20 protein-coding genes are annotated in these 21,890 nt (G+C 62.2%); 11 read left to right on the forward strand and 9 right to left on the reverse strand.

Features of this window, described 5'->3' with window-relative positions; genetic code table 11:
• Positions 1-17 precede the first annotated feature (17 nt).
• Complete coding sequence (locus ACZ6WW_RS08865; RefSeq protein ID WP_465273873.1) at positions 18-479, reverse strand: hypothetical protein; 462 nt, start codon at positions 477-479, stop codon at positions 18-20.
• Between the two features lie 205 nt (positions 480-684).
• Between ACZ6WW_RS08865 and ACZ6WW_RS08870 the strand changes: the two genes are divergently transcribed.
• The 3 genes from ACZ6WW_RS08870 to ACZ6WW_RS08880 all read left to right on the forward strand — a co-directional run bounded on the left by ACZ6WW_RS08870 (position 685) and on the right by ACZ6WW_RS08880 (position 2,503).
• A complete protein-coding gene (locus tag ACZ6WW_RS08870) occupies positions 685-1,008 on the forward strand; it encodes a glycine zipper 2TM domain-containing protein (RefSeq protein WP_281850554.1) in 324 nt (107 codons plus the stop codon).
• A 38-nt stretch (positions 1,009-1,046) separates the two neighbouring features.
• A complete protein-coding gene (locus tag ACZ6WW_RS08875; protein ID WP_465273874.1) occupies positions 1,047-1,463 on the forward strand; it encodes a universal stress protein in 417 nt (138 codons plus the stop codon).
• Positions 1,464-1,681: 218 nt separating this feature from the next.
• The gene (locus ACZ6WW_RS08880; RefSeq protein WP_281850556.1) at positions 1,682-2,503 is read left to right on the forward strand and encodes a ferritin-like domain-containing protein; all 822 of its coding nucleotides are present in this window, start codon (positions 1,682-1,684) and stop codon (positions 2,501-2,503) included.
• 97 nt (positions 2,504-2,600) lie between these two features.
• Here the strand turns inward: ACZ6WW_RS08880 and ACZ6WW_RS08885 are convergent, their stop codons facing one another.
• The 3 genes from ACZ6WW_RS08885 to ACZ6WW_RS08895 are packed head-to-tail and all read right to left on the reverse strand — an operon-like array spanning position 2,601 to position 4,750.
• Complete coding sequence (locus ACZ6WW_RS08885; RefSeq protein ID WP_465273875.1) at positions 2,601-3,038, reverse strand: DUF6491 family protein; 438 nt, start codon at positions 3,036-3,038, stop codon at positions 2,601-2,603.
• A 60-nt stretch (positions 3,039-3,098) separates the two neighbouring features.
• Positions 3,099-3,833 carry a hypothetical protein gene (locus ACZ6WW_RS08890; protein ID WP_465273876.1) on the reverse strand — a complete coding sequence of 245 codons (735 nt, stop codon included), beginning with the start codon at positions 3,831-3,833 and terminating at the stop codon, positions 3,099-3,101.
• A 26-nt stretch (positions 3,834-3,859) separates the two neighbouring features.
• Positions 3,860-4,750 (reverse strand): LytTR family DNA-binding domain-containing protein, encoded by an 891-nt coding sequence (locus ACZ6WW_RS08895; protein ID WP_465273877.1) that lies wholly within the window; start codon positions 4,748-4,750, stop codon positions 3,860-3,862.
• Positions 4,751-4,920: 170 nt separating this feature from the next.
• On the opposite strand from ACZ6WW_RS08895, the gene ACZ6WW_RS08900 reads away from it, so the two are divergent.
• Together ACZ6WW_RS08900 and ACZ6WW_RS08905 are read left to right on the forward strand one after the other, a co-directional pair.
• Positions 4,921-6,129 (forward strand): acyltransferase family protein, encoded by a 1,209-nt coding sequence (locus ACZ6WW_RS08900; protein WP_465273878.1) that lies wholly within the window; start codon positions 4,921-4,923, stop codon positions 6,127-6,129.
• A 132-nt stretch (positions 6,130-6,261) separates the two neighbouring features.
• Positions 6,262-7,524 carry an MFS transporter gene (locus ACZ6WW_RS08905; protein WP_465273879.1) on the forward strand — a complete coding sequence of 421 codons (1,263 nt, stop codon included), beginning with the start codon at positions 6,262-6,264 and terminating at the stop codon, positions 7,522-7,524.
• A 212-nt stretch (positions 7,525-7,736) separates the two neighbouring features.
• Here the strand turns inward: ACZ6WW_RS08905 and ACZ6WW_RS08910 are convergent, their stop codons facing one another.
• A complete protein-coding gene (locus ACZ6WW_RS08910) occupies positions 7,737-8,660 on the reverse strand; it encodes an AraC family transcriptional regulator (protein WP_465273880.1) in 924 nt (307 codons plus the stop codon).
• Positions 8,661-8,864: 204 nt separating this feature from the next.
• On the opposite strand from ACZ6WW_RS08910, the gene ACZ6WW_RS08915 reads away from it, so the two are divergent.
• Positions 8,865-9,926 (forward strand): NAD(P)-dependent alcohol dehydrogenase, encoded by a 1,062-nt coding sequence (locus ACZ6WW_RS08915; RefSeq protein WP_465273881.1) that lies wholly within the window; start codon positions 8,865-8,867, stop codon positions 9,924-9,926.
• A 157-nt stretch (positions 9,927-10,083) separates the two neighbouring features.
• On the opposite strand, the gene ACZ6WW_RS08920 is transcribed toward ACZ6WW_RS08915, so the two are convergent.
• Positions 10,084-11,334, reverse strand: coding sequence for an SGNH/GDSL hydrolase family protein (locus tag ACZ6WW_RS08920; RefSeq protein WP_465273882.1), 1,251 nt, complete (start codon positions 11,332-11,334; stop codon positions 10,084-10,086).
• A gap of 8 nt (positions 11,335-11,342) precedes the next feature.
• The gene (locus ACZ6WW_RS08925; RefSeq protein ID WP_465273883.1) at positions 11,343-12,572 is read right to left on the reverse strand and encodes an MFS transporter; all 1,230 of its coding nucleotides are present in this window, start codon (positions 12,570-12,572) and stop codon (positions 11,343-11,345) included.
• A 99-nt stretch (positions 12,573-12,671) separates the two neighbouring features.
• Between ACZ6WW_RS08925 and ACZ6WW_RS08930 the strand changes: the two genes are divergently transcribed.
• From ACZ6WW_RS08930 to ACZ6WW_RS08945, 4 genes are all read left to right on the forward strand, one after another.
• Positions 12,672-13,583: a LysR family transcriptional regulator gene (locus tag ACZ6WW_RS08930; RefSeq protein WP_465273884.1), complete on the forward strand. Its 912-nt coding sequence runs from the start codon at positions 12,672-12,674 to the stop codon at positions 13,581-13,583.
• Between the two features lie 24 nt (positions 13,584-13,607).
• Positions 13,608-14,279, forward strand: a complete 672-nt coding sequence (locus ACZ6WW_RS08935; protein ID WP_465273885.1) for a glutathione S-transferase family protein — start codon at positions 13,608-13,610, stop codon at positions 14,277-14,279.
• A 139-nt stretch (positions 14,280-14,418) separates the two neighbouring features.
• On the forward strand, positions 14,419-15,387 hold the full coding sequence (locus ACZ6WW_RS08940; protein WP_465273886.1) for a sulfotransferase family protein: 969 nt from the start codon (positions 14,419-14,421) through the stop codon (positions 15,385-15,387).
• A 92-nt stretch (positions 15,388-15,479) separates the two neighbouring features.
• A complete protein-coding gene (locus ACZ6WW_RS08945; protein ID WP_281850572.1) occupies positions 15,480-15,812 on the forward strand; it encodes a hypothetical protein in 333 nt (110 codons plus the stop codon).
• Positions 15,813-15,868: 56 nt separating this feature from the next.
• On the opposite strand, the gene aceE is transcribed toward ACZ6WW_RS08945, so the two are convergent.
• Entirely contained in the window at positions 15,869-18,562 is a 2,694-nt protein-coding gene (aceE, locus tag ACZ6WW_RS08950) for a pyruvate dehydrogenase (acetyl-transferring), homodimeric type (protein ID WP_465273887.1), read from the reverse strand.
• Between the two features lie 230 nt (positions 18,563-18,792).
• Between aceE and ACZ6WW_RS08955 the strand changes: the two genes are divergently transcribed.
• Positions 18,793-19,431: a M949_RS01915 family surface polysaccharide biosynthesis protein gene (locus ACZ6WW_RS08955; protein WP_465273888.1), complete on the forward strand. Its 639-nt coding sequence runs from the start codon at positions 18,793-18,795 to the stop codon at positions 19,429-19,431.
• A gap of 24 nt (positions 19,432-19,455) precedes the next feature.
• Here ACZ6WW_RS08955 and ACZ6WW_RS08960 read toward each other — a convergent pair whose 3' ends face one another.
• Complete coding sequence (locus ACZ6WW_RS08960; RefSeq protein WP_465273889.1) at positions 19,456-21,741, reverse strand: NADP-dependent malic enzyme; 2,286 nt, start codon at positions 21,739-21,741, stop codon at positions 19,456-19,458.
• Positions 21,742-21,890: the final 149 nt, after the last annotated feature.

Consider the following 21,890-nt stretch of genomic DNA (forward strand, 5'->3'; position numbering starts at 1 on the left):
CGGAGTCGATCCCCTGATCAGTGAACGCGTTCGATCGTGAACTTGCCCACCGACACGCCAAGGTTCACACCCTCGCCCGTGCCCGACAGCGCCAGCGACGTGGTGCCCTTGGTCAGTACTTCGGCGCTGCCGCTCTTGACCACGCCGGCGTCGGCACCGGCCTGTGCGTAATCGCCAAATACGTCGTCGATCGAGCGCACGTGCGAGATCGCGCCCTTGCCGTCGTCGATGCGGTATTTGCCCGCCGTCAGGCCACCGCCCACCACGTTGATCTTGACGTTCGCGCGCTGTCCGTTATTGCAGACGATGGTGCCGGCGCCTTCGGCATGCTTGTAGAGAATCGACCAACCCTTGACGCTGAACCTCAGGTCGCAATCCACCGTCGCATCGGCCGCGTGGGCACGTGCCACCGGCAATGCGGACAGACCCGTTACCGAAAACAGAAGCAGTGCTGCCAAACCGAAATGACGCTTGCTCATGTGAAGCTCTCCTTTGTCGCTCTTGCCAAGGTGAGCCGCCCTTTTGCTGTGCTTCGGACCGGGCGGCCATCGTGTTCATGTCGGTATAGCTCAACCCGACGGAGGTGACGGCAATGTGGAGATCGCATTCTTGTACGATTTTTGATCTTTCCGTAACAAACCACCGAGCAGACTGATCTCACTGATTGGAAAAGAAGGTGACGCGATGAAAACTCATTACCCGAAAGCATGGGCTGCCGGCTTTTTGCTGGCGCTGGCACTGAGTCCGACCGCGGTATTCGCCTCGCACACCGTGTGCCATAACGTTGAAGTCCAGGATCAACCCAAGGATCAGCACCAGATCGCGGGCATGGCGATCGGCGCGGTCGGCGGTGGCCTGCTGGGTCACCAAGTGGGTGGCGGCAAAGGCAAGACGCTGGCGACGGTGGCCGGTGCAGTCGGCGGCGGTTATGCCGGTAAGAAAATTCAGGAGCACCAGCAGGCGAAGCACACGCATATCGAGCGCCGTTGCCATAAGGTCGAGGACTGACGATAGTTGACGTACACACCTGAAGCCATGGAGGCAGCATGTTCAAGTATTCACTGGTCGGCTACGACAGTTCGCCGTCGTCGCAACGGGCGTTTTGTTTTGCCATCAAGCTGGCCAGACTTTCCCAGGGACGGGTACGCGTCGTATCGGCGCTGCAGATCATCGAAGGCGGCGCCGACACGACCTCCCTCGTCATGACCGACACCTCAGGTCAGCGAGCCGTCGAACTGATGGCCGAACTCAGGGCGCTGGCACCCGATGCCGACACCTTGGTGGATCTCGAGGTACTGCACGGCAGCCCCGGCGACATCCTGATCGGCCAGATCCATGCCCACGGCATCGACCATATCGTGATCGGTCATACCGAGCGGGGCGCACTGGCCCGGTGGCTGGTCGGCTCGGTCTCCGACGACGTTCTGGCCCGCGCGCATGTCCCGGTGACCGTCGTCCGCTGACCGCTTTGCCCCCCGCTCCATCGCAAGAAACGCCCGCTCAGCGGGCGTTTTTCATGGGGCGCCACGCAAGATTTCGCGGATCGGCGAGAACCGGGCGCTCGTCAGCCCAGCCGGTAAACAAGCGTTAATCCCCTACGGGCCAAAGGCGTCGTATCCTCTTGTCATAATACAGTCACGCCAGGGAAACACCTGGCTCTGCCCCGAACAGGAAACACCGCGTGAGCTACACCACATCGTTGCCCTGGACCCTGGAAAGTCTGGATCTCGATAGCATCGACATCGAGCGCATTCGCCACAACGAAGATCTGTTCTTCCTGCTTTGCAGCGCCTCGTTTGTCGAAAGTGGATCGGACCTCTATACCCATAATCTGGTCGACCATTTCGCCGGCGACGAAGAGCTGCAGACCTGGCTGAGCCAGCATTGGGAACATGAAGAACTGCAGCATGGGCGCGCCCTCGCCGCCTATGTCCGCAAGGTATGGCCCGAGTTTGACTGGGAGCGCGGCTTCAAGGCGTTCTGGGACGAGTACGGCGCGGTGTGCACCTCCGAACAGCTGGAAAACAGCCGCGGCCTGGAGCTGGCGGCACGTTGCGTGGTCGAAACCGGTACGGCCAGCCTGTACCGCGCGCTCAACGACATCACCGACGAGCCCGTGCTCAAGCAGCTGACCAATCACATCAAGAGCGACGAGGTGCGCCACTACAAGCACTTCTACCAGCACTTCCGCCGCTATCGCGAAAAGGAAGGCTTCGGTCGCTACAAGGTGTTTCGCGCCGTGCTGCGCCGGGTCAACGAGATCAAGAGCGAAGACAGCGATATCGCCCTGCGCCACGTCTTCAACCAATGCTATCCGCAGTACCAGAGCGACAAGGCGAAGTACCGCGAGGTGACCGGGCGCGCCCAGGACCTGCTGCGCCGGAACATCCCCGCCGAGATGACGGTAAAGATGCTGCTCAAGCCGCTGGACCTGCCGGCACGCGTGCAGAATGCCATCGAGAAGCCGCTGGCGAAGATCGCAGAGAAGTTGTTCCTGCAGTAGGGCTGGGGAATTCGCTCGCTACGCGAGCTTGGGAACGGGGGATGGAACGAGCCAACGTGCAGCGCACTGCTCTTCCCCGTTCCCCGCTCCCCATTTCCTACTCCCCATCCTTCCGCTCCTTCTCCTCGATCTTCCGCTCCTTCTGCAACTTCTCCTCGGCCTTGAGTTTCTGCACGTCGACCGGACGAATCTCCATGATGGTGCATGGGACCATCTCGCCGGTAAGCACTTTGTCGAAACGGGAGGTGACCTCGTGCATGCGCGAGGTCAGGCCGATCGCGTTGACCCATTCCAGGTTCTGACAACCGCCATCGACCGTGAGCAGGTACGCCTCGTTGCTGCGCGTGTAGATGGACAGATGCGTACGATCCAAGGCCTCCCAGGACCATAACGAGAAGTAACGGAAGCTATTGACCGGCGCACCCGACGCTGCCTGATAGTCGAGCAGGCGCTGATTGGGTTTTTCCGGCTGCGTGGCGCATGCGGCCAGTGCGGCGACCGCAAGGGCGATCATCAACGAACGGATGGACTTCATGGCGATGTCTCCTGGAGCGACCTGCATGGAAACGCGCACCCGCAGGTGCGGTGAACCGCTTTACTTCTTCTTGCCCTTGCTTACCGGCTGCCACTTGCTTGCGTCGAATCCACCCACTTCGTAAACCAGTGTCTGCTTCTTGTCGTCGTCCTTGGTGGTGACGTCCATGGTGATTTTCTTCGCCTTTTCCAACATGGCGATGAATGCCTTGTCGTCGCGAATCATGATGGCCGGCTCGCCGGTGGTCGGTGCAAAGCCCTTGATGCCGGTCGGCTTGCCGTCCACGGTTGCATTGATGGTGCAATTGCCCTTGCAGATGAAGCCGTGGCCGCTGCCGAAGAGGAACACGTTCTGGCCCCACTCGGTGTGGCGACGCAGCACCAGGCGCACGCGATCGTTGCCTGAAGGCTGGCTGGTGTAGATGGTTGCCGTGGACTGCGTACCGCCCTGCATCGGCGATACCTGGTAGATCCACAGTGCTTGCACACGTGCTTTTTCACGGTTGTCCTTGAAGCGCTGCTCGATCCCCGGCAGGGTTTGCTGCACTTCCTTGGCCGCATCGGTATTGGGAAAGCGCTCGACGATGTCCTTGCCCATCAGCACGGTCATCTCGTCATTGTTCTGCCGCACGAGCTGACGATACGTATCGAGTTTCTTGGCTGCGTCGGCCTGGGTCTGCGCTGCCGCAGTCTGCGCCTGTTCGGCTGCAGAGGGCTGGTCGCTTTGTTGCGAACAACCTGCCATCGATGCGGCGGCGACCAGTACGGCAAGCAAAGGACGGCGGGCAGAATTCATGACGCAACCTCGGTTAAAGACAGGCGTTAAGAATGTACGGGCCGCGAGCCCTGCGCAACCGCGACATCACCGAAACGTTCGCGCAACTGCGCGCGAAAGCGGCGGCTGCATGGAATCTTCATGCCGCCCTGCATGGTCAGGCGCGCGTCGCCGGTTTCCAGCGGCTCGATCTCGGTCAGGTAATCGAGGTTGATGAAATAACTTCGCTGCACTCGCACAAAACGGGACGGATCGAGCTTTTCCTCGATGCTGGCCATCGTGGCCCGCAATGGGTAATCCCTTCCGCGCACGTGGAGGTTCACGTAATTGCCGGAAGCCTGCAGCCACTCGACTTCCCGCGCGTTGATCAGGAACTCCTTGCCGAGCTTGCGCACCAGAAAGCGCTCGGGCCGCTCCACCGACTCCACCGGCGGACCTTCGTCCGGCTCGGCCAGGATGCGCGCCTCGCCCTGAAAGCGGGTCCGCCACAATTCGTAGAATCCGATCAGGGCGACGATGGCGGCGTACGAACGGATGTCCTTGAGATATTCATAACCCCAGACGACCCAGGAGCCGAAGTCGTACTGCTGCCCCATCACCGCATAGGCCAGCTTGCGCAGCAGCACCATGCCGCTGACATGTACCAGGGAGAAGATCACGCTGCCCAACAGCAGCCAGGGCAGGCTGGTACGCCAGGTTTCGAAACGAATCGGCCAGCGCCGCTGCCCCGCCACCACCGCCGGGATCAGCGCCAGCATCACCAGGGCGCTGCTCCACTCCCAGCTCCATGGCTCCCACGCCGCCAGCCGCGGATGATCCAGCCGCGAGGTGATGCTGTTGAAGGTCGCATTCAGGATAAAGAACACCACCCAGAACGCGATCTCGAACGGGCGGCGCCAGCGTTGGAAGGAGCGGTAATCGAAGGAAGGGGATGGCATGGCCGAAGTGTAGCCAGGGAGTAGCGAGTACGAGCGTAATCATGCAACCCCAACTCATCCCTCCCACCCCACCGTTCGTCCCCCACTCCACCCAATCAATCACTTAGCCCACGACACCTCATCACGCGCACGCCAGCATCGGCTCCACTTTCCACCGGGAGCCTTACGTCATGAGTGCCACACCCCGCCGCCACGATATCGACGCCCTGCGCGTCCTGGCCTTTGGCCTGTTGATCCTCTATCACCTGTCGATGCTGTATGTCGCCGACTGGGGCTTTCATCTCAAGAGCAGCCATACCGCCGAGTGGCTGCAATACCCCATGCTGTTCCTCAACCGCTGGCGCATGGAGCTGCTGTTCCTGATTTCCGGGCTGGCGGTGCACTTCCTGCGCGGCAAGACCTCACTGCCCCGGCTGGCCTGGAAGCGCACGGTGCGATTGATGCTGCCACTGTTGTTCGGCATGGCCGTGGTGGTGCCGATCCAGCCCTATGTGCAGGGGCTGTCGAACGGGCTCGTCCAGCCGGGCTTCGGTGCCTTCCTCCTGCGCTACTGGACCGGCGGCCCGTGGCCGGCGCATGCCTTTGACGGCTGGCAGTTCGGCGTGACCTGGAACCACCTGTGGTACTTGCCCTATCTGTGGCTGTACACGCTCGTGCTGCTGATGCTTTTGCCGGCTCTGGAGTCGCCGATCGGCCAACGGATACGTGCACGCATCGAAGGCCTGCGGGGCCGCAGCCTGCTCATCGCGCCGGCCGTTCCGCTGCTGGCCTGGGGCGTGCTGCTTGCCGATCGTTATCCGATGTATCACACGCTGATCGGTGACTGGTACTCCCATGCGCTCTACGGGACGATGTTCTTCTACGGTTATCTGCTCGGTACGGGCTCGCGCCTGTGGGACGAGCTGGCGCGGCTGCGTCGCAGCACGCTTGGAGTCGCATTGGCGTCGTTCGGCGTGTTTATCGTGCTGGACAAGTTCGGTGGGGCGCTGCTGGGGCACGAATCGAATGCGCTGGACCTGATCGTCCGTGCCGCCCAGTACCTTTATATGTGGACGGCAATCGCTGCCGTACTGGGTTGGGGGCACGCATGCCTGAACCGCCCCTTCCGCTGGCTGCCCTATGCACGCGAGGCCGTGTACCCCTGGTACATCCTGCACCAGAGCGTGATGCTGGCACTGGCATGGTGGCTGATGCCGCTGGGCCTGGGCGCGGTGGGCGAACCCCTGATGATCCTGGTGGGAACGGTTGCCGGATGTGCCGTGTCGCACGAGATCATTCGCCGCACGTCGTGGTTGCGCCCGCTGTTCGGCCTGGACGCAAGGCCCCGCCCCGCGCGTGTTGCGTTGGTCTTGCCACGCATGGCTGACGATCTGGCCTGAAGCATAGGACAGGGCGCCGCGATCAACGGCGCCCTGGTTGGAGCGCAGAAAACTGCGAGTCCATGCGCCAATAAATTTTTGCCGTGAATGGTCCCGGAAGTCGATAATGCGCGTTCTTCGCAAGGACCTCTCATGGCCTCTTCCGCGCTGCCCCCAGCGGATTCGTTACTCAAACATCCTGCATTCGTACAGTTCTGGTTCGCGCGCGTCGCGTCCAGCTTCGGCTTTCAGATGCTATCGGTCGCGGTCGGTTGGCAGATTTACGAAGTCACCGGACGCGCCTTCGATCTGGGCCTGATCGGCCTGGCGCAATTCGTGCCCTCGTTCCTGCTCGCGCTGCCGGCCGGTCACGTGGCCGATCAATTCGAGCGGCGACGCATCGTCCGCTACGGCCTCATGGTGGAGTTGCTGGCGATCGCGGTACTCGCTGCGTTGAGTCTGCTTCATTCGGTGCACGAGGCGGGGGTTCTCGCGCTGGTGTTCATCATCGGTGTCGCCAAGGCATTCGAGTTTCCCTCGCTGCAATCGATGTTGCCGGCACTCGTGCCGGCACCGATCCTGCCGCGCGCCATGGCGGCAAGCAGTTCGGCTGGTCAGGCGGCGACGATTCTCGGGCCCGCCCTGGGTGGCCTGCTATACGTCGCCGGTCCCGGCGTGGTGTATGTGCTGGCCGGCGTGCTCTATCTGGTTGCCGTCGTGATGATGGGTCTGCTGCGCTACGAGCAGGCACCGCCGCGACGCGAACCGGCAACCTTGAAAACCGTATTCGCCGGGGTGCACTTCATCCGCCATCGGCCCGATGTGCTGGGCGTGATCTCGCTCGACCTGTTCGCCGTACTGCTCGGCGGCGCGACCGCGCTGCTGCCGATCTTCGCCAAGGACATTCTGCACACCGGGCCATGGGGCATGGGCCTGTTGCGTGCGGCACCGGCCGCGGGTGCGTTGCTGATGTCGATCTGGCTCGCGCGCCACAGCATGCAGCGACGTGTGGGTCCGATCATGTTCGCCGCGGTTGCAGGCTTCGGTTTGGCGACCCTGGTGTTTGCCGTATCCAAGCTGCTGTGGCTGTCGTTGATCGCCTTGTTCGCACTCGGCGCATTCGACATGGTGAGCGTGGTGATCCGCAACTCGCTGGTGCAGCTCGATACGCCTGACGATATGCGCGGCCGGGTCAATGCGGTGAACGCAATCTTTATCAATACCTCCAATCAGCTGGGCGAATTCGAATCGGGCATGCTCGCTGCTTGGGTAGGTGCGGTGAATGCCACGCTGATCGGCGGCGTGGGGACATTGATCGTGGTCGGGCTGTGGATCTATATGTTTCCCACTTTGCGTCGACGACAGCGTTTGCAGGCGGAACCGGAAGCTACGCAGATGGCCGAAACGACGATTTAGCCGGCTTTGCTGTGGGAACGACTTCAGGGAGTCTCGAATAGCCTCAGTTTTTATTGTCATCCCGGCGAAGGCCGGGATCCATTCCTCGGTTGTCGCTTGTCAGGCGGCATGTGGCAAGCCTCTGCGCTGAGGAATAGATTCCGGCCTTCGCCGGAATGACGAATAGGGAAGGTTATTCGAGATTCCCTGAAATCGCTCCCACAATATCCAACTCACGCCGAAGCAAGCTCCCGTATCTGCGCAACATCGCGCAACGGCGGCGCCCCATAAAAGCGGCTGTACTCACGACTGAACTGCGAAGGACTTTCATAGCCCACGCGATGCGCCGCCGAAGCCGCGTCGCATTGTTCGGTCAATAACAGACGCCGCGCCTCCTGCAGGCGCAGGAGCTTCTGGTATTGCAACGGGCTCATGGCCGTAATCGCCTTGAAGTGGTGATGCAGCGACGACACGCTCATATTGACCGTCCGCGCCAGCTCCTGGATACGCAACGGTGCACTGAAGTGCTGCCTGAGCCAGTCGATCGCCCGCGCGATCTGCTGCGTCTGGCTGCCGGTCATGGCGATCTGGCGCAGGCGTGCGCCCTGATCGCTGATGAGCAGGCGATAGAGCAATTCGCGCTCGATCAAAGGCGCCAGCATCGGAATATCCGCCGGCGTCTCCAGCAGACGCACCAGACGCAGCACGGCGTCGAGCATGTCGTGCGAGAGCGGGCTGATCGACATGCCGCGGCCCGCCGATACCTTGACCGGCGGCAGATCGGCAGTCAGCAACTCGGCAATGCGCGAAGGATCGAGCTGCCACACCACACAAAGACACGGACGCTCGGGCGACGCCTCGGTGACGCTGTAGATCACCGGCAGATCGATCGTCGTCACCAGGTAATTGGCCTGATCGTAGTCATAGCGCTCGCCCCCGAGCAGCACCCGCTTGCTGCCTTGCGCAACCAGGGTCAGCGTCGAGGTATAGAGACCGCACTTGGAGTTGATCGGCTGGTTGGAGCGATACAGGTTGAGCCCCGCGATGGCGGTTTCGTGGTCGCCATCATCGACGGCCAATCGATCAATCAGGGCTGCCAGATCCTGCCGTTTGCGTTCCAACTCCTGCGCGGCCGATTCTTCGGAAAGTAGCGACATTCGAGAGTATTTCAGCTGATCAGGGACCATCGAACCTTGCCTGTTCCTGCGAGCTTACGCGAGTGCCTCAGCGTCAAAACGGAGAATCGGGCAAGGATTTCGCAGAATCGAGCTACCGGCCGTCACACCCGCCTCCGCATACTGCGAGGCGTTCGACGATCTTTCCCGGATTGCCGCCCGTCCCTCACTTGCCTGGAGCTCCGCATGACTCTCGATATTCGCGGCTTTGCCGCACAGTCCGCGACCACCCCATTGGCGCCGCATGCTTTCGTACGCCGTGATCCGCGCCCGACCGACGTGGTGATCGATATTCTCTATTGCGGCGTCTGCCACTCGGATATCCACCAGGCGCGCAACGAATGGAAGAACAGCATCTACCCGATGGTGCCCGGCCACGAAATCATCGGCCGGGTCAGCTCGGTCGGTGCGAACGTCAGCAAGTTCAAGGTCGGCGACATGGTCGGCGTGGGTTGCATGGTCGACTCCTGCCAGCATTGCGACGCCTGCAACGAAGGCCTTGAGCAATACTGCCGCGAAGGCGCCGTGTGGACTTACAACGGGATCGATCGCCGTGACCAGATGCCGACCTTCGGCGGTTACTCCGAGCGTATCGTCGTCGACGACAAGTTTGTCGTACGCATCGCCGACTCGCTCGATGCCAAGGCGGCCGCACCGCTGCTGTGTGCGGGCATCACCACCTACTCGCCGCTGAAATACTGGAAGGTCGGCAAGGGTAGCAAGGTGGCGGTCATCGGCCTGGGCGGACTGGGCCACATGGGCCTGAAATTTGCCAAGGCGATGGGTGCCGACGTCACCTTGTTCACGCGTACGCCGGACAAGGAAGCCGAAGCACGCCGCCTGGGCGCCGATCATGTCGTGCTGTCCACCGACGAAGCGCAGATGAAGGCGGTGACGCGCCAGTTCGATTTCATCCTGGATACCGTCCCCAGCCCGCACGACTTGAATCCGTATCTCGCCACGCTGGCCATGAACGGTACGCTGTGCCTGGTCGGCCTGCTCGAACCGATCGAGCCGGCTGTCGCCGCTGCCAATGTCGTGATGGGCCGCCGCTCGATCTCGGGCTCGGCCATCGGCGGCATCGCCGAAACGCAGGAAATGCTCGACTACTGCGCCAAGCATGGCATCGTCAGCGATATCGAGATGATCGATATCCAGGACATCAACGGTGCTTACGAGCGCATGCTCAAGAGCGATGTGCGTTATCGCTTTGTGATCGATATTGCTTCGCTGAAGAAAGCGGCCTGAAGTACTTCGAATAGTCTCTCCTACCCGTCGCCCCGGCCAAGGCCGGGGCGCAGTGTCTTCGGCGCATCGAAGCCTAAGGCACTAGATGACCAGCTTCGCTGTTGTAAAGCGTTTCCGGCGTTCGCCGGGATGACGGATAGGAAAGGTTCCTTCCGACTCAATGCGTGCCGAACAGTCCAGAGAGATCGATCGCATCGGCCATCGCCTTGTTACCGGCGTCGCCAGGGTGCAAATGATCGCCCGAATCGTACGCAGGCAATAGCCGCCGCGGATGCGCCGGATCGCGCAAGGCGGTATCGAAGTCCGCCACCGCATCGAATTCGCCGCTCTCGCGCATCCAGCGATTGACCGCCTGACGCACACGTTCCTTGTCCGCGCTGTAGTAGTGCTTCATCGGACTGTCGATCAACGCGCCCTCGAATGGCGTCAATGTCGCACCGACGATGCGCACGCCATGCAGATGGGCCTGAGCGATCAGCTGGCGATAGCCGGCGATCATCTGCTCCGGCGAAGGCGTAGCGTCGTGCGGGCCCAGCGGCGTATCGAGCCAGCTGATGTCGTTGATGCCGATCATCACGATCGCCGTTCTCACGCCGGGCTGATCGAGTACATCGCGTCCGAATCGAGCCAGCGCGTTATCGCCCATCCTGTTACGCAACAGGCGTGCGCCGGATATGCCTGCATTCATCACTGCGGCATCGTGCTGACGCAAACGCTGCGCCAGAAAGTCCGGCCAACGCGTATTGCGATCCATCGATGCGCCGGCACCGTCGGTGATTGAATCGCCCAGAGTGGCGACGGCGCTCGCATGCGCATCGGCGTCAACCAGTACCGCGCTCAGGAACACGCGCGTCGTCATCGTGGCGTCCGTCTTGAAGGCTGCATCGGCCGTTTGATTGCCGGCACCCACATACGCCGTTTGGCGAGCGTCCCAATGAAATGTCGCTGGCGGCGTCGGCTCTGGCAAATACAGACTCACGGCCAGATCGCTCGATGCATCGACCTTCCAGGCCACGGGATCGCTCACTACGAAGGCCCCCGGCGGAATGGAAACTGCAGACTGGCCCGAGAAGGTCAACGCGTGATCGCCGGTCGCGACAACGGCTCCCTCGTGTCCGGCCAATGCCATATGCGCGGCACCGATGACCAGCGGCGCATCGCCGTAGGCATTGGACAGCACGATGCGCGTCTGCTTGCCACCCAGACTGACACGTACGACCTGGCGCACGGTCTGATTCCACAGATGGAATGGCAGGTTCAACGGCAAAGCGAAATCGCCATCCCACCTGGCCTCGGGGCTTGCAGTCCAGGTGGCTACCCAATGGACATCATCGCGCGGGGCTGCGCATACACCGAACGCCACCAACCAACCGACGACCACGGCTACCACAAAGCGGCGCATGCTCATGGCACCCATCAGCTGCGCGCCGCAAGACTGGCTTGCGCACACGTCGTGGCGATACCCCGACGCGAGCGATCCAACCATACACTCCACAGCGCGACCGCAAGGCCAGCCAGCGTCACCAACGCAGCCACCCACGTGACCGAGCCGATACCCGGACCATGCTCGATCGTCATGCCGCCCAACCATGCGCCCAGCGCATTGCCGAGATTGAATGCGGCGATATTGAAACTCGACGCCAGGTTCTGACCCGCACCTTCGGCCTTCTGCAAGACTCGCAATTGCAATGGCGACACCGTGGCGAACGCGGCGACACCGAGCAGGCCGGTAAACGCAATCGCGGCGATCTTGTTGTGCATCGCAAACGTCATGGCGAACAGCACGATCGCCAGCGCAATCAAGGACCCCAATACGGCCGGCACTAACCGCTTGTCGGCAAAACGCCCGCCAAGCAGGTTACCGGCAATCAGACCGACACCGAAGACAAGCAGGATCGGTGACACGGCGCTATCGCTGAAACCGGTCAGACGAGTCAACATCGGCTGGATATAGGTGAATACGGTAAACACCCCGGCAAAACCGAACACCGTCATCAACAGGCCAAGCAGAACCTGCGGGCGCGCAACGGCTTTCAGTTCGTCGGCAAATGCAATGCGTTCGCGCACGCCATGCTCGGACGGCACGAGCGCGGCAATGATGACCGTGGCGAGCACACCAATCACCGACACCGCCCAGAACGTCGCACGCCAGCCCAGGTGCAAACCTAGCCACGCACCCGCCGGCACGCCAAGCAGGGTAGCGACGGTCAGACCGGTAAACATGATCGAGATCGCCGATGCCTTGCGGTCCGCCGGCACCATGCCAGTGGCGACGACCGAGCCGATGCCAAAGAACGTTCCATGCGCCAACGAAGTAAGCACACGTGCGGCCATCAGGAAGCCGTAGCTCGGCGCCATCGCACAGGCGATGTTTCCGAGCGTGAAGATAATCATCAAGGCGACCAAGGCGGCCTTACGCGGCATCCGGCTGGTGGCCACCGTCAACAATGGCGCACCGACGAAGACGCCCAGCGCATAGCCGGAAATCAGCAAGCCGGCAGCGGCAATGGTGACGTGGAGATCCGCCGCGACCTGCAGCAGCAGGCCCATGATGACGAATTCGGTCGTACCGATGCCGAACGCACCGGCGGTGAGTGAGTACAGGCCCCACGGTGTCCTGGGGCGGGAGGGTGCAGCCGGCGTCATGGCTCAAGGTCCAAAAAAGAGATGCGCCAGCGTAGGCAGAGGCATATTCTTCAACAACCATCGATTGACTTAATCAATTTCAATTTTCTGTTGATAATCATGCAGCGTCCGGACGATATCTTCTTGTTTATCAAAGCACTGGACCTGGGATCGATCAGCGCTGCCGCGCGCAGCCTGGACATCTCGGTGGCCGTGGCCAGTCAGCGCCTGAAGCGGCTCGAACGGGAGCTCGGCGTTCGCCTGCTGCACCGGACGACCCGCCAGCTGCATGCCACGCCGGAGGGTGCGCTGCTGGCCGAGCAAGGCCGCACGCTGATCGACGATCTGGATGCGCTTACTTCCGGCCTGCGTAGTGCCAGCCTGGGCGTCACCGGCACGCTTCGCGTCACCATGTCGGCCACGTTTGGACGTCTATATGTATCGCCGCTGCTGCCGCTTTTTCTGGAACGCCACCCGGAAGTGAAGCTCAGCGTGCATCTCACTGACCAACTTGTCGACTTGGTGAGCGCAGGCCTGGATCTGGCCATCCGCATCGGCCGCCTGAGCGATTCGAGCCTGGTCGCGCGACGCATCGCATCCAACCAGCGCGCGCTGTGCGCTTCGCCCGACTATCTGCGTAGACACGGCACGCCGCGCACACCCGACGACCTGACCCGCCACGACTGCCTGGTTCAAGTGGGCAGCAACGGCCGGCACGATGTCTGGGAAATGAGCGACCGCGGCGGCGAAACCTATCGCGTGCGTGTCGATGGCCGCATCGAGAGCAATTTCGGCGACCAGCTGCGCGATGCTGCGCTGGCCGGCATCGGCATCGCCCAGCATTCCATCTGGCATATTCACGACGATCTGCGCAGCGGTCGGCTGCAAGTGGTGCTTCCCGATTACGCCCTGCCCGATTCGGGCATCCACGCCGTCACGCCGCAACGGCGACTGGTACCGCATCGTGTGCACGCGTTCGTGGATTTTTTGAGCGAGCAACTAGCCGAGAATGCGGTTTGGAAAGCTGACTAGAAAGCGACTTCACTGGAGACACTCTTGATCCTCGTACATCACCTCAACGACTCCCGTTCGCAGCGCATCCTGTGGCTACTGGAAGAGCTGGGCCTGCCCTACGAAGTCAAACGCTACGAGCGCGACCGCAAGACGATGCTGGCGCCACCGGAGCTCAGGCGCATCCATCCGTTAGGCAAGTCGCCGGTCATCGTCGATGGCGAGCTGGTACTGGCGGAGTCCGGGGCCATCATCGAATACCTCGCCGGTCGCTACGGCGGCGGCCGCCTCCTGCCCGCCGCCGGCACGCCCGAGCGACTGCGCTGTACCTACTGGCTGCATTACGCCGAAGGCTCGGCGATGCCGCCCTTGTTGCTGAAACTGGTGTTTCAACGGGTAGCGACCACGCCCGCGCCGTTCTTCGTCAAACCCGTATTGCGCGGCGTCTCGGCCAAGGCACTCCATGGCTTCGTCGACCCCCAGGTCAAGCTGCACCTGGACTACCTCGAAGGCGAATTGGCCAAAGCCACCTGGTTTGCGGGCGATGCATTCAGTGCCGCCGATATCCAGCTCAGCTTCCCATTGGAAGCGGCGGCCAGCCGCGCCGGCCTGGATGCGGTGAGCTATCCGAGGTTGTGGCAGTTCCTCGAGCGCATCCACGCCCGGCCCGCCTATCAGCGCGCCCTGAAGCGCGGCGGCCCGTTCATGACCGGCTGAAGTATGGATGAGCTCGCATTTTGACGGCCCATCCAGATTCCCTTGAAGCTGGCGTCAACCTTTCGCGAACCTGACGCGTTCTTGTTCTGACCCGTGCAGGCGGGCTGAACATGTCGGTAAGAAGGGGGATACGCAGCTCATGCGTCGAACGTTTGTGGTGGGTTGCCCGCGCTCAGGCACGACGGTCGTTCAGGCCATGCTTGCCCGCCACCCCGAGGTCTTCACCCTCCCGGAAACCGCGTTCTTCCTCCGCCTTCTCGGCGGCACGGCCTATCGCTGGGGCGACCGGGATGCCAAGGCGCCACGCGAACGCCTCGCCCGTCGACTCGGGCTCGCTCGACGTTATGGGCGGCGGGAGTTTCTGGATCTGCAACGCAGTTTGTTGGGCACGCTACCACCGCACAGTCACGCGCCCTGGCGAGAAGACACGTGCGCGACGCGTTTCTTCGCGATGCTCGACGAGCTTACCCAGCGAGCCGAGCGCTCCATGTGGATCGAAAAGACGCCTGCGCACCTGCTGTACCTGGACGACATCGAGCGTTATCTGCCTGACGCACGCTTCGTCCACGTGATCCGCCCCGGCATCGACGTCATGGCCTCGCTGCTTGATGCCAATATGCGCTACGACGCCAGCAACGCCTTTGGCGGCGACCTGGCACGCTGGGTAGGCCGCTGGAACCGTGCGGCCGAAATCCATCGTGCCCATATCGGCTCACCGCATCATCATTTCGTGTTTCTGGAAGACCTTACACGCGATCCGGAGAGCGAATGGCAGCGCCTGTGCCAGTTCCTCGAGCTTCCGGCCGACGCCAAGCTGGATGACGCCTGCCGGCAAACCATCAGCTACCCCGAACTCGAACCCTGGAAACAGGCCGCGCTCACCGGGCAACCGCATCAGACGGCGAGCAAGGTCAACGAGGTCTTCGGGCCGCGCCTGCGTGACTGGCTGCGGCACAAACTGGTCTCGTACGAGGCCCTGTATGCCGCCAGCAGCCTGGCGTTCGAGCGAGACGAAACCTATGGCCACGAACCGGCGGAAAAGGCCGGCGCCGGCGAGAACCTCCGAGAGCGCCAGATCGACCGGCAGCCGCGCTCGGCGCGCATCTAGACAAGCCGGTTTCTGAACGGGCGAGCGGGCTATTTACACACCACTCACGGTCGGACTGGCAGTTTCTGGGATCGACACCCAAGGAGACCGCCATGAGCAGACAACGCGATATTCAGGACAGCATCAACGGCGTCGGCGAACGCGTCAGTGAACGTGTGCGTCACTATGCCGACGAAGCCGCCGAACGCGCTGGCAGTCTCGCCGAGCGTGGCCGCGAAGCAGGCCGCAGGTTCAGCAGCAAGCACGTTGGTTACAGCCGGCGTGTTGCCCACGCCGCGGAAGACCTGGCCGACGAAGCCAACTACCAATACCGACGCCTGCGCCGCCAGGTGAAACGTCATCCGACAGCCACCGTGGCGATCGTTGCCGGAACCGTCGGAGCTTTCTTCCTGCTGCGGCATCTGTTTCGCAGCGACGACGATTGATCGCTTGGCCATCCGCAAAAAAGAAACCCGCCTGATGGCGGGTTTCTTTTTTAGTCTCAAACCGTCTGCGGATTGGGCTTGTCCGGATCGAGCTTGTAGGTCTTGATCGCGCGTGCGACATCCTTCGCGTTGACCTTGCCATCCTTCGCCAGGGCTGCCAGCGCGGCGTGCGCAATCCAGTAGCGATCGACCTCGAAGAAGCCACGCAGGTGTTCGCGCGTATCCGAGCGGCCGTAGCCGTCGGTACCGAGCACCGTGTAGCGCATGCCGTCGGGCATGAATGCGCGGATCTGGTCGGCGAACTCACGCACGTAGTCGGTAGCGGCAATGGCCGGACCCTGCTGGCCCTGCAGCAAACCGGTGACATACGGCACGCGCTGTTCGGATTCCGGATGCAGGCGGTTCCAGCGCTCGGCATCGAAACCTTCGCGGCGCACTTCGCTGAAGCTCGGTACCGACCAGATGTCGGCGCTGACGCCGAAATCCTTTTCCAACAGTTCGGCGGCGGCAATCACTTCGCGCAGGATCGTGCCCGAACCGAGCAACTGCACGCGCGGCTCGCCCTTCTTCGGCTTACCGGCATCCTTGAACAGGTACATGCCCTTGATGATGCCTTCCTCGACGCCTTGCGGCAGGTCGGGATGGCTGTAGTTCTCGTTCATCACGGTGATGTAGTAGTAGACGTCTTCCTGCTCCTGGAGCATGCGGCGCGTACCGTCTTGCATGATCACAGCGATCTCGTAGGAGAAGGTCGGGTCGTACGACTTCACGTTCGGGATCGAGCCGGACAGCAGATGCGAGTGACCGTCTTCGTGCTGCAGGCCTTCACCGTTCAATGTGGTGCGACCGGCGGTACCGCCGATCAGGAAGCCACGCGCACGCATGTCGCCAGCCGCCCAGGCCAGATCGCCGATGCGCTGGAAACCGAACATCGAGTAATAGATGAAGAACGGCAGCATCGGCTGATTGCTGAGGCTGTAGCTGGTGGCCGCGGCCATCCACGAGGCCATGCCGCCGGCTTCGGAAATACCCTGCTGCAGCACCTGGCCCTTCTGGTCTTCGCGGTAGTACAACAGCTGGTCGGCGTCCTGCGGACGGTATTTCTGACCGAACGGCGCATAGATGCCGATCTGGCGGAACATGCCTTCCATACCGAACGTGCGCGCTTCGTCGGCCACGATCGGCACGATGCGCTCGCCGATCTGCTTGTCGCGCAGCATCAGGTTCATGCCGCGCACCAGCGCCATGGTGGTGGAGATTTCGCGCTCGCCGGTACCCTTGGTGATCTGCTCGAAAGCGGCCAGTTCCGGCGCCTTGAGGCTCACGTCGGTCTTGCGGCGACGCTGCGGCAGCGCACCGCCGAGCGCACGACGGCGCTCGAGCATGTACTGCACTTCCGGCGAATCCTTGCCGGGATGGAAATACGGCACATCGGCCAGCTTGTCGTCCGGCACCGGGATATTGAAGCGGTCGCGGAAGTGACGCACGGCGTCGGCATCGAGCTTCTTCTGCTGATGCGTCGGATTCTGCGATTCGCCCGCCGCGCCCATGCCGTAGCCCTTGACCGTCTTGGCCAGGATCACCGTCGGCATGCCCTTGGTGTTCACTGCCGCGTGATAGGCCGCGTAGACCTTGTGCGGATCATGACCGCCGCGGTTCAAGCGCCAGATATCGTCGTCGGACAGGTTGGCGACCAGCGCGGCGGTTTCCGGATACTTGTTGAAGAAATGCTCGCGCGTGTAGGCGCCACCGAAGGCCTTGCAGGCCTGGTATTCGCCGTCGACGGTTTCCATCATCAGCTTGCGCAGCACGCCCTTGGAGTCGCGCGCCAGAAGCGGATCCCAGTAGCTGCCCCAGACCAGCTTGATCGCGTTCCAGCCGGCACCGCGGAACACGCCTTCGAGTTCCTGGATGATCTTGCCGTTGCCGCGTACGGGGCCGTCCAGACGCTGCAGGTTGCAGTTGATCACGAAGACCAGGTTGTCCAGGCCTTCGCGGCCGGCCAGCGAGATCGCACCGAGCGACTCGGGCTCGTCGGTTTCGCCGTCGCCCAGGAAGCACCACACCTTGCGGTCGCTCTTGGGCACCAGGCCGCGATGCTCGAGGTATTTCCAGAACTGCGCCTGGTAGATCGCCTGGATCGGACCCAGACCCATCGACACCGTCGGCACCTGCCAGTAATCGGGCATCAGCCAGGGATGCGGATAGGACGACAACCCACGACCCTTGCCGGCTACTTCCATACGGAACAGGTCGAGCTGCTCTTCGCCCAGACGGCCTTCGAGGAACGAGCGCGCGTACACGCCCGGGCTGGAATGGCCCTGATGAAACACCAGGTCGCCCGGATGCTCGGCGCTCGGCGCGCGCCAGAAATGATTGAAGCCGACGTCGTACAGCGTCGCCGACGAGGCGAAACTGGCGATATGGCCACCCAGTTCGCCCGGCTTGCGGTTGGCGCGAACCACCATCGCCATCGCGTTCCAGCGGATCAGCGTACGGATACGCCATTCCAGCGCCGCATCGCCAGGGCTCTTGGCTTCCTGGTTGGGCGAGATGGTGTTGATGTATTCGGTGGTCGGATCGAACGGCAGGTAGCCGCCCGCGCGGCGGGTCGAATCGACCATCCGCTCCAAGAGGTAATGCGCGCGTTCGGTGCCATCGTGGCTGATCACCGCATTGAGCGATTCCACCCATTCCTGGGTTTCGGTGGGATCGAGGTCCTGGTGCAGGATGTCGTCGAGCTGATCCATGGGGAGCGTATCTCCGCGGCGCCGAGGGGCTTGGCCGCTGTAGGTGAATCGCCTCCGCAAAGGGAAGCGGGGAACCCTCCGAGTTTAGCTCTGAAGCGGCTTTCCGCCAATTGAAAAACACGACAATACGGCGGCGAATGGCTGATATGCATGGCTTGACCGGCCGCCGCCGGCCCGCCTGCCAGCGGTTATCCTTGCCGGTCGGAGCAAACATCAGGGGAAGATCATTTATGCGTTACGGACTATGGGCCGCTGCCTTCGCCGCCTGCCTGCTCGCCGCCAGCACAAGCGCGGCCGATCTGCGGGTGACGCCGGTCAAGGGCAGCGACAAGGACGATGTTGCCGGCTACTACGACAACGGCAGCACATTGCTCAAGGCGCTGGAATATCGAGACGCCGACGGCTCCTACCGCATCCTGGCCTTTGGCGGTAACGATCAAGGCCCGACGGTGGACGACAAAAGCTACGTCTCGCTGCATGCCTACGGCTTGCTGCAGGACCACGGCGGCTATATCACCCGATGGGAGATCAAGGACACCAATGGCACTGCCCTGTGCGGCGTGCAGATGCTGACATCGCTGGTGAATGTGATCGACGCCGGCAATGGCGAGCCGCTGGTCGTCGTTCCGTACTGGATTGCCTGCGACGGGCTCGACGGCACATCGGTCAAACTGATCATGGTCTACAAGGACCAGAAATACGCTATTCGCGGCAACCTGCCGAACCAGGATACCGATACCCTCTGGCACAAGCCGGGCAGCAACTTCGCGCAGTTGCCGCCGGCCGTGCAAAAGACCGCTGAAGCGTATTGGCAGAAAGTGGAGGCCGCCGCGAAGAAGGCTGCGGATTGTAGCGATCCGAGCCAGTAACCAAGCGACGGCGACGTAACCTGCTCAGCCCTTCGACTGCGCCGCGCGAATCTGCGCATCCACCGCCGCGATCGCCGTCATGTTCACCACGCGACGCGGCGTCGAGGCCGGCGTCAAGATGTGCGCGGCCTTGTCCACGCCCATCAGGATCGGGCCGATCGCCACGCCGTCGGTCATCACCCGAACCATGTTGTAGGTGATATTGGCGGCGTCGAGATTGGGCATGACGAACAGATTGGCGCGGCCCGTCAGCGTGCTGTTGGGGAAAATCAGATGACGCACGTTCTGATCCCAGGCGCTATCGGCCTGCATTTCGCCGTCGACTTCCAGTTTGGGCATGCGCTGGCGAAGGATCTGGTAGACCTTGCGCATCTTCTGCGCGCTCGGATTGTCGTGGCTGCCGAAATTCGAATGCGACAGCAACGCCACCTTCGGTTCGATGCCGAACAGCTTGAGACGATAGGTCGCCTGCAAGGTAGCCTCGGCGATCTGCTCGGCGGTCGGATCGAGCTGTACGTGCGTATCGAGGAAGAACCATGCGCCCTTGTCGTTGATCACGCCGGTCATCGCCGAGGTGCAACTGACGCCCGGATCCAGGCCGAACACGCTGCGCATGTAACCGAGTTTCTTGTGATAACGCCCGACCAGGCCGCAGATCATCGCATCGGCTTCGCCGCGCTCGACCATGATCGAAGCAATCAACGAGGGACGCGAGCGCAGCAGGTTCTTCGCCGCTGCCGGCGATACACCGCGGCGCTCGGTGAGCGCGTGATACTGCTGCCAATAATCGTTGAAACGCGGGTCGTCGTTGATATTGGTCAACTCGAAATCCACGCCTTCGCGCATGCGCAGGCCCAGTCGCTGGATGCGCGTGTCGATCACGTCCGGGCGACCGATCAGAATCGGGAAGGCCAGCTTCTCGTCGATCACCGTCTGCACGGCGCGCAATACCGTCTCTTCCTCGCCTTCGGAATAGACCACGCGCTTGCGATCGGCGCGCGCTCGCTCGTACACCGGCTTCATGATCAGGCCAGTGCGATAGATGAATTGATCGAGCTTTTCGACATAGGCATCCATGTCGACGATCGGACGCGATGCCACGCCCGAGTCCATCGCCGCACGCGCGATCGCCGGCGCCAGCATCACCAGCAGACGCGGATCGAACGGGCGCGGGATCAGGTACTCCGGCCCAAACGTCGGCACGTCGCCACCATAGGCGCCAGCCAGATCACCCGCTTCCATCCGCGCCAGCTCGGCGATGGCGCGCACGCAGGCGAGCTTCATCGCTTCGTTGATGACCGTGGCGCCGACATCGAGCGCGCCGCGGAACAGGTACGGGAAGCACAAAGCGTTGTTGACCTGATTCGGGTAATCCGAACGGCCGGTGGCGATGATGCAATCCGGACGCACCTGCTTGGCGTCCTCGGGCAGGATTTCCGGCGACGGATTGGCCAGCGCCATGATGATCGGGCGCGGCGCCATGGTGGCGACCATCTCCGGCTTGAGGATGCCGCCGGCGGAAAGACCAAGGAAAATATCCACGCCATCGACGATCTCGGCCAGCGTGCGTTTGGCCGTATCGCGCGCATAGCGCTGCTTGTCCGGATCCATGTTGTCGCGGCCGGTGTAGAGCACACCGTCGCGATCGAAGCCAAGAATGTTCTCGGGCTTCAGGCCCAGCGCCACCAGCATGTCCAGGCAGGCGATGCCGGCCGCACCGACGCCGGTGGTGGCGAGCTTCACGTCGCCGATCTTCTTGCCGACCACTTCCAGCGCATTGATGATCGCTGCGCCAACGATGATCGCCGTGCCGTGCTGGTCATCGTGGAAGACCGGAATCTTCATCCTTTCGCGGAGCTTGCGCTCGACGATGAAGCACTCCGGTGCCTTGATGTCTTCCAGGTTGATGCCGCCGAAGGTCGGCTCCAGGCTGGCGATGATGTCGACCAGCTTGTCCGGATCGTTTTCGTCGATCTCGATATCGAACACGTCGATACCGGCAAATTTCTGGAACAGCACGCCCTTGCCTTCCATCACCGGCTTGCCGGCCAGCGGACCGATATTGCCCAGGCCGAGCACCGCTGTGCCGTTGGTGATCACCGCTACCAGATTGCCGCGCGCGGTCAGCTCGCTGGCTTGCTGTGGATCTTCGACGATCGCCTCGCAGGCATAGGCCACGCCCGGCGAGTACGCGAGCGACAGATCGCGCTGCGTGACCATCGGCTTGGTGGCGGTAACTTTGATTTTGCCCGGACGCGGAAGGCGGTGATATTCGAGTGCTGCCTGCCTGAGATCGTCTGAGATGGCCATCGGTGTCCTGCTCGAAAAGGATAAGAAGGGAAGTGGGCGGGGCTCAGCGAATGCCGGCCCGACAAGCCTTGGATGTTAACACCGTCGCCCCTTCGCGCCTTCGACATAACGCTGAATACGAGACATTCGAATCACTCGATATGTTTTCC

Source organism: Dyella sp. NPDC103356 (genome assembly GCF_055584465.1).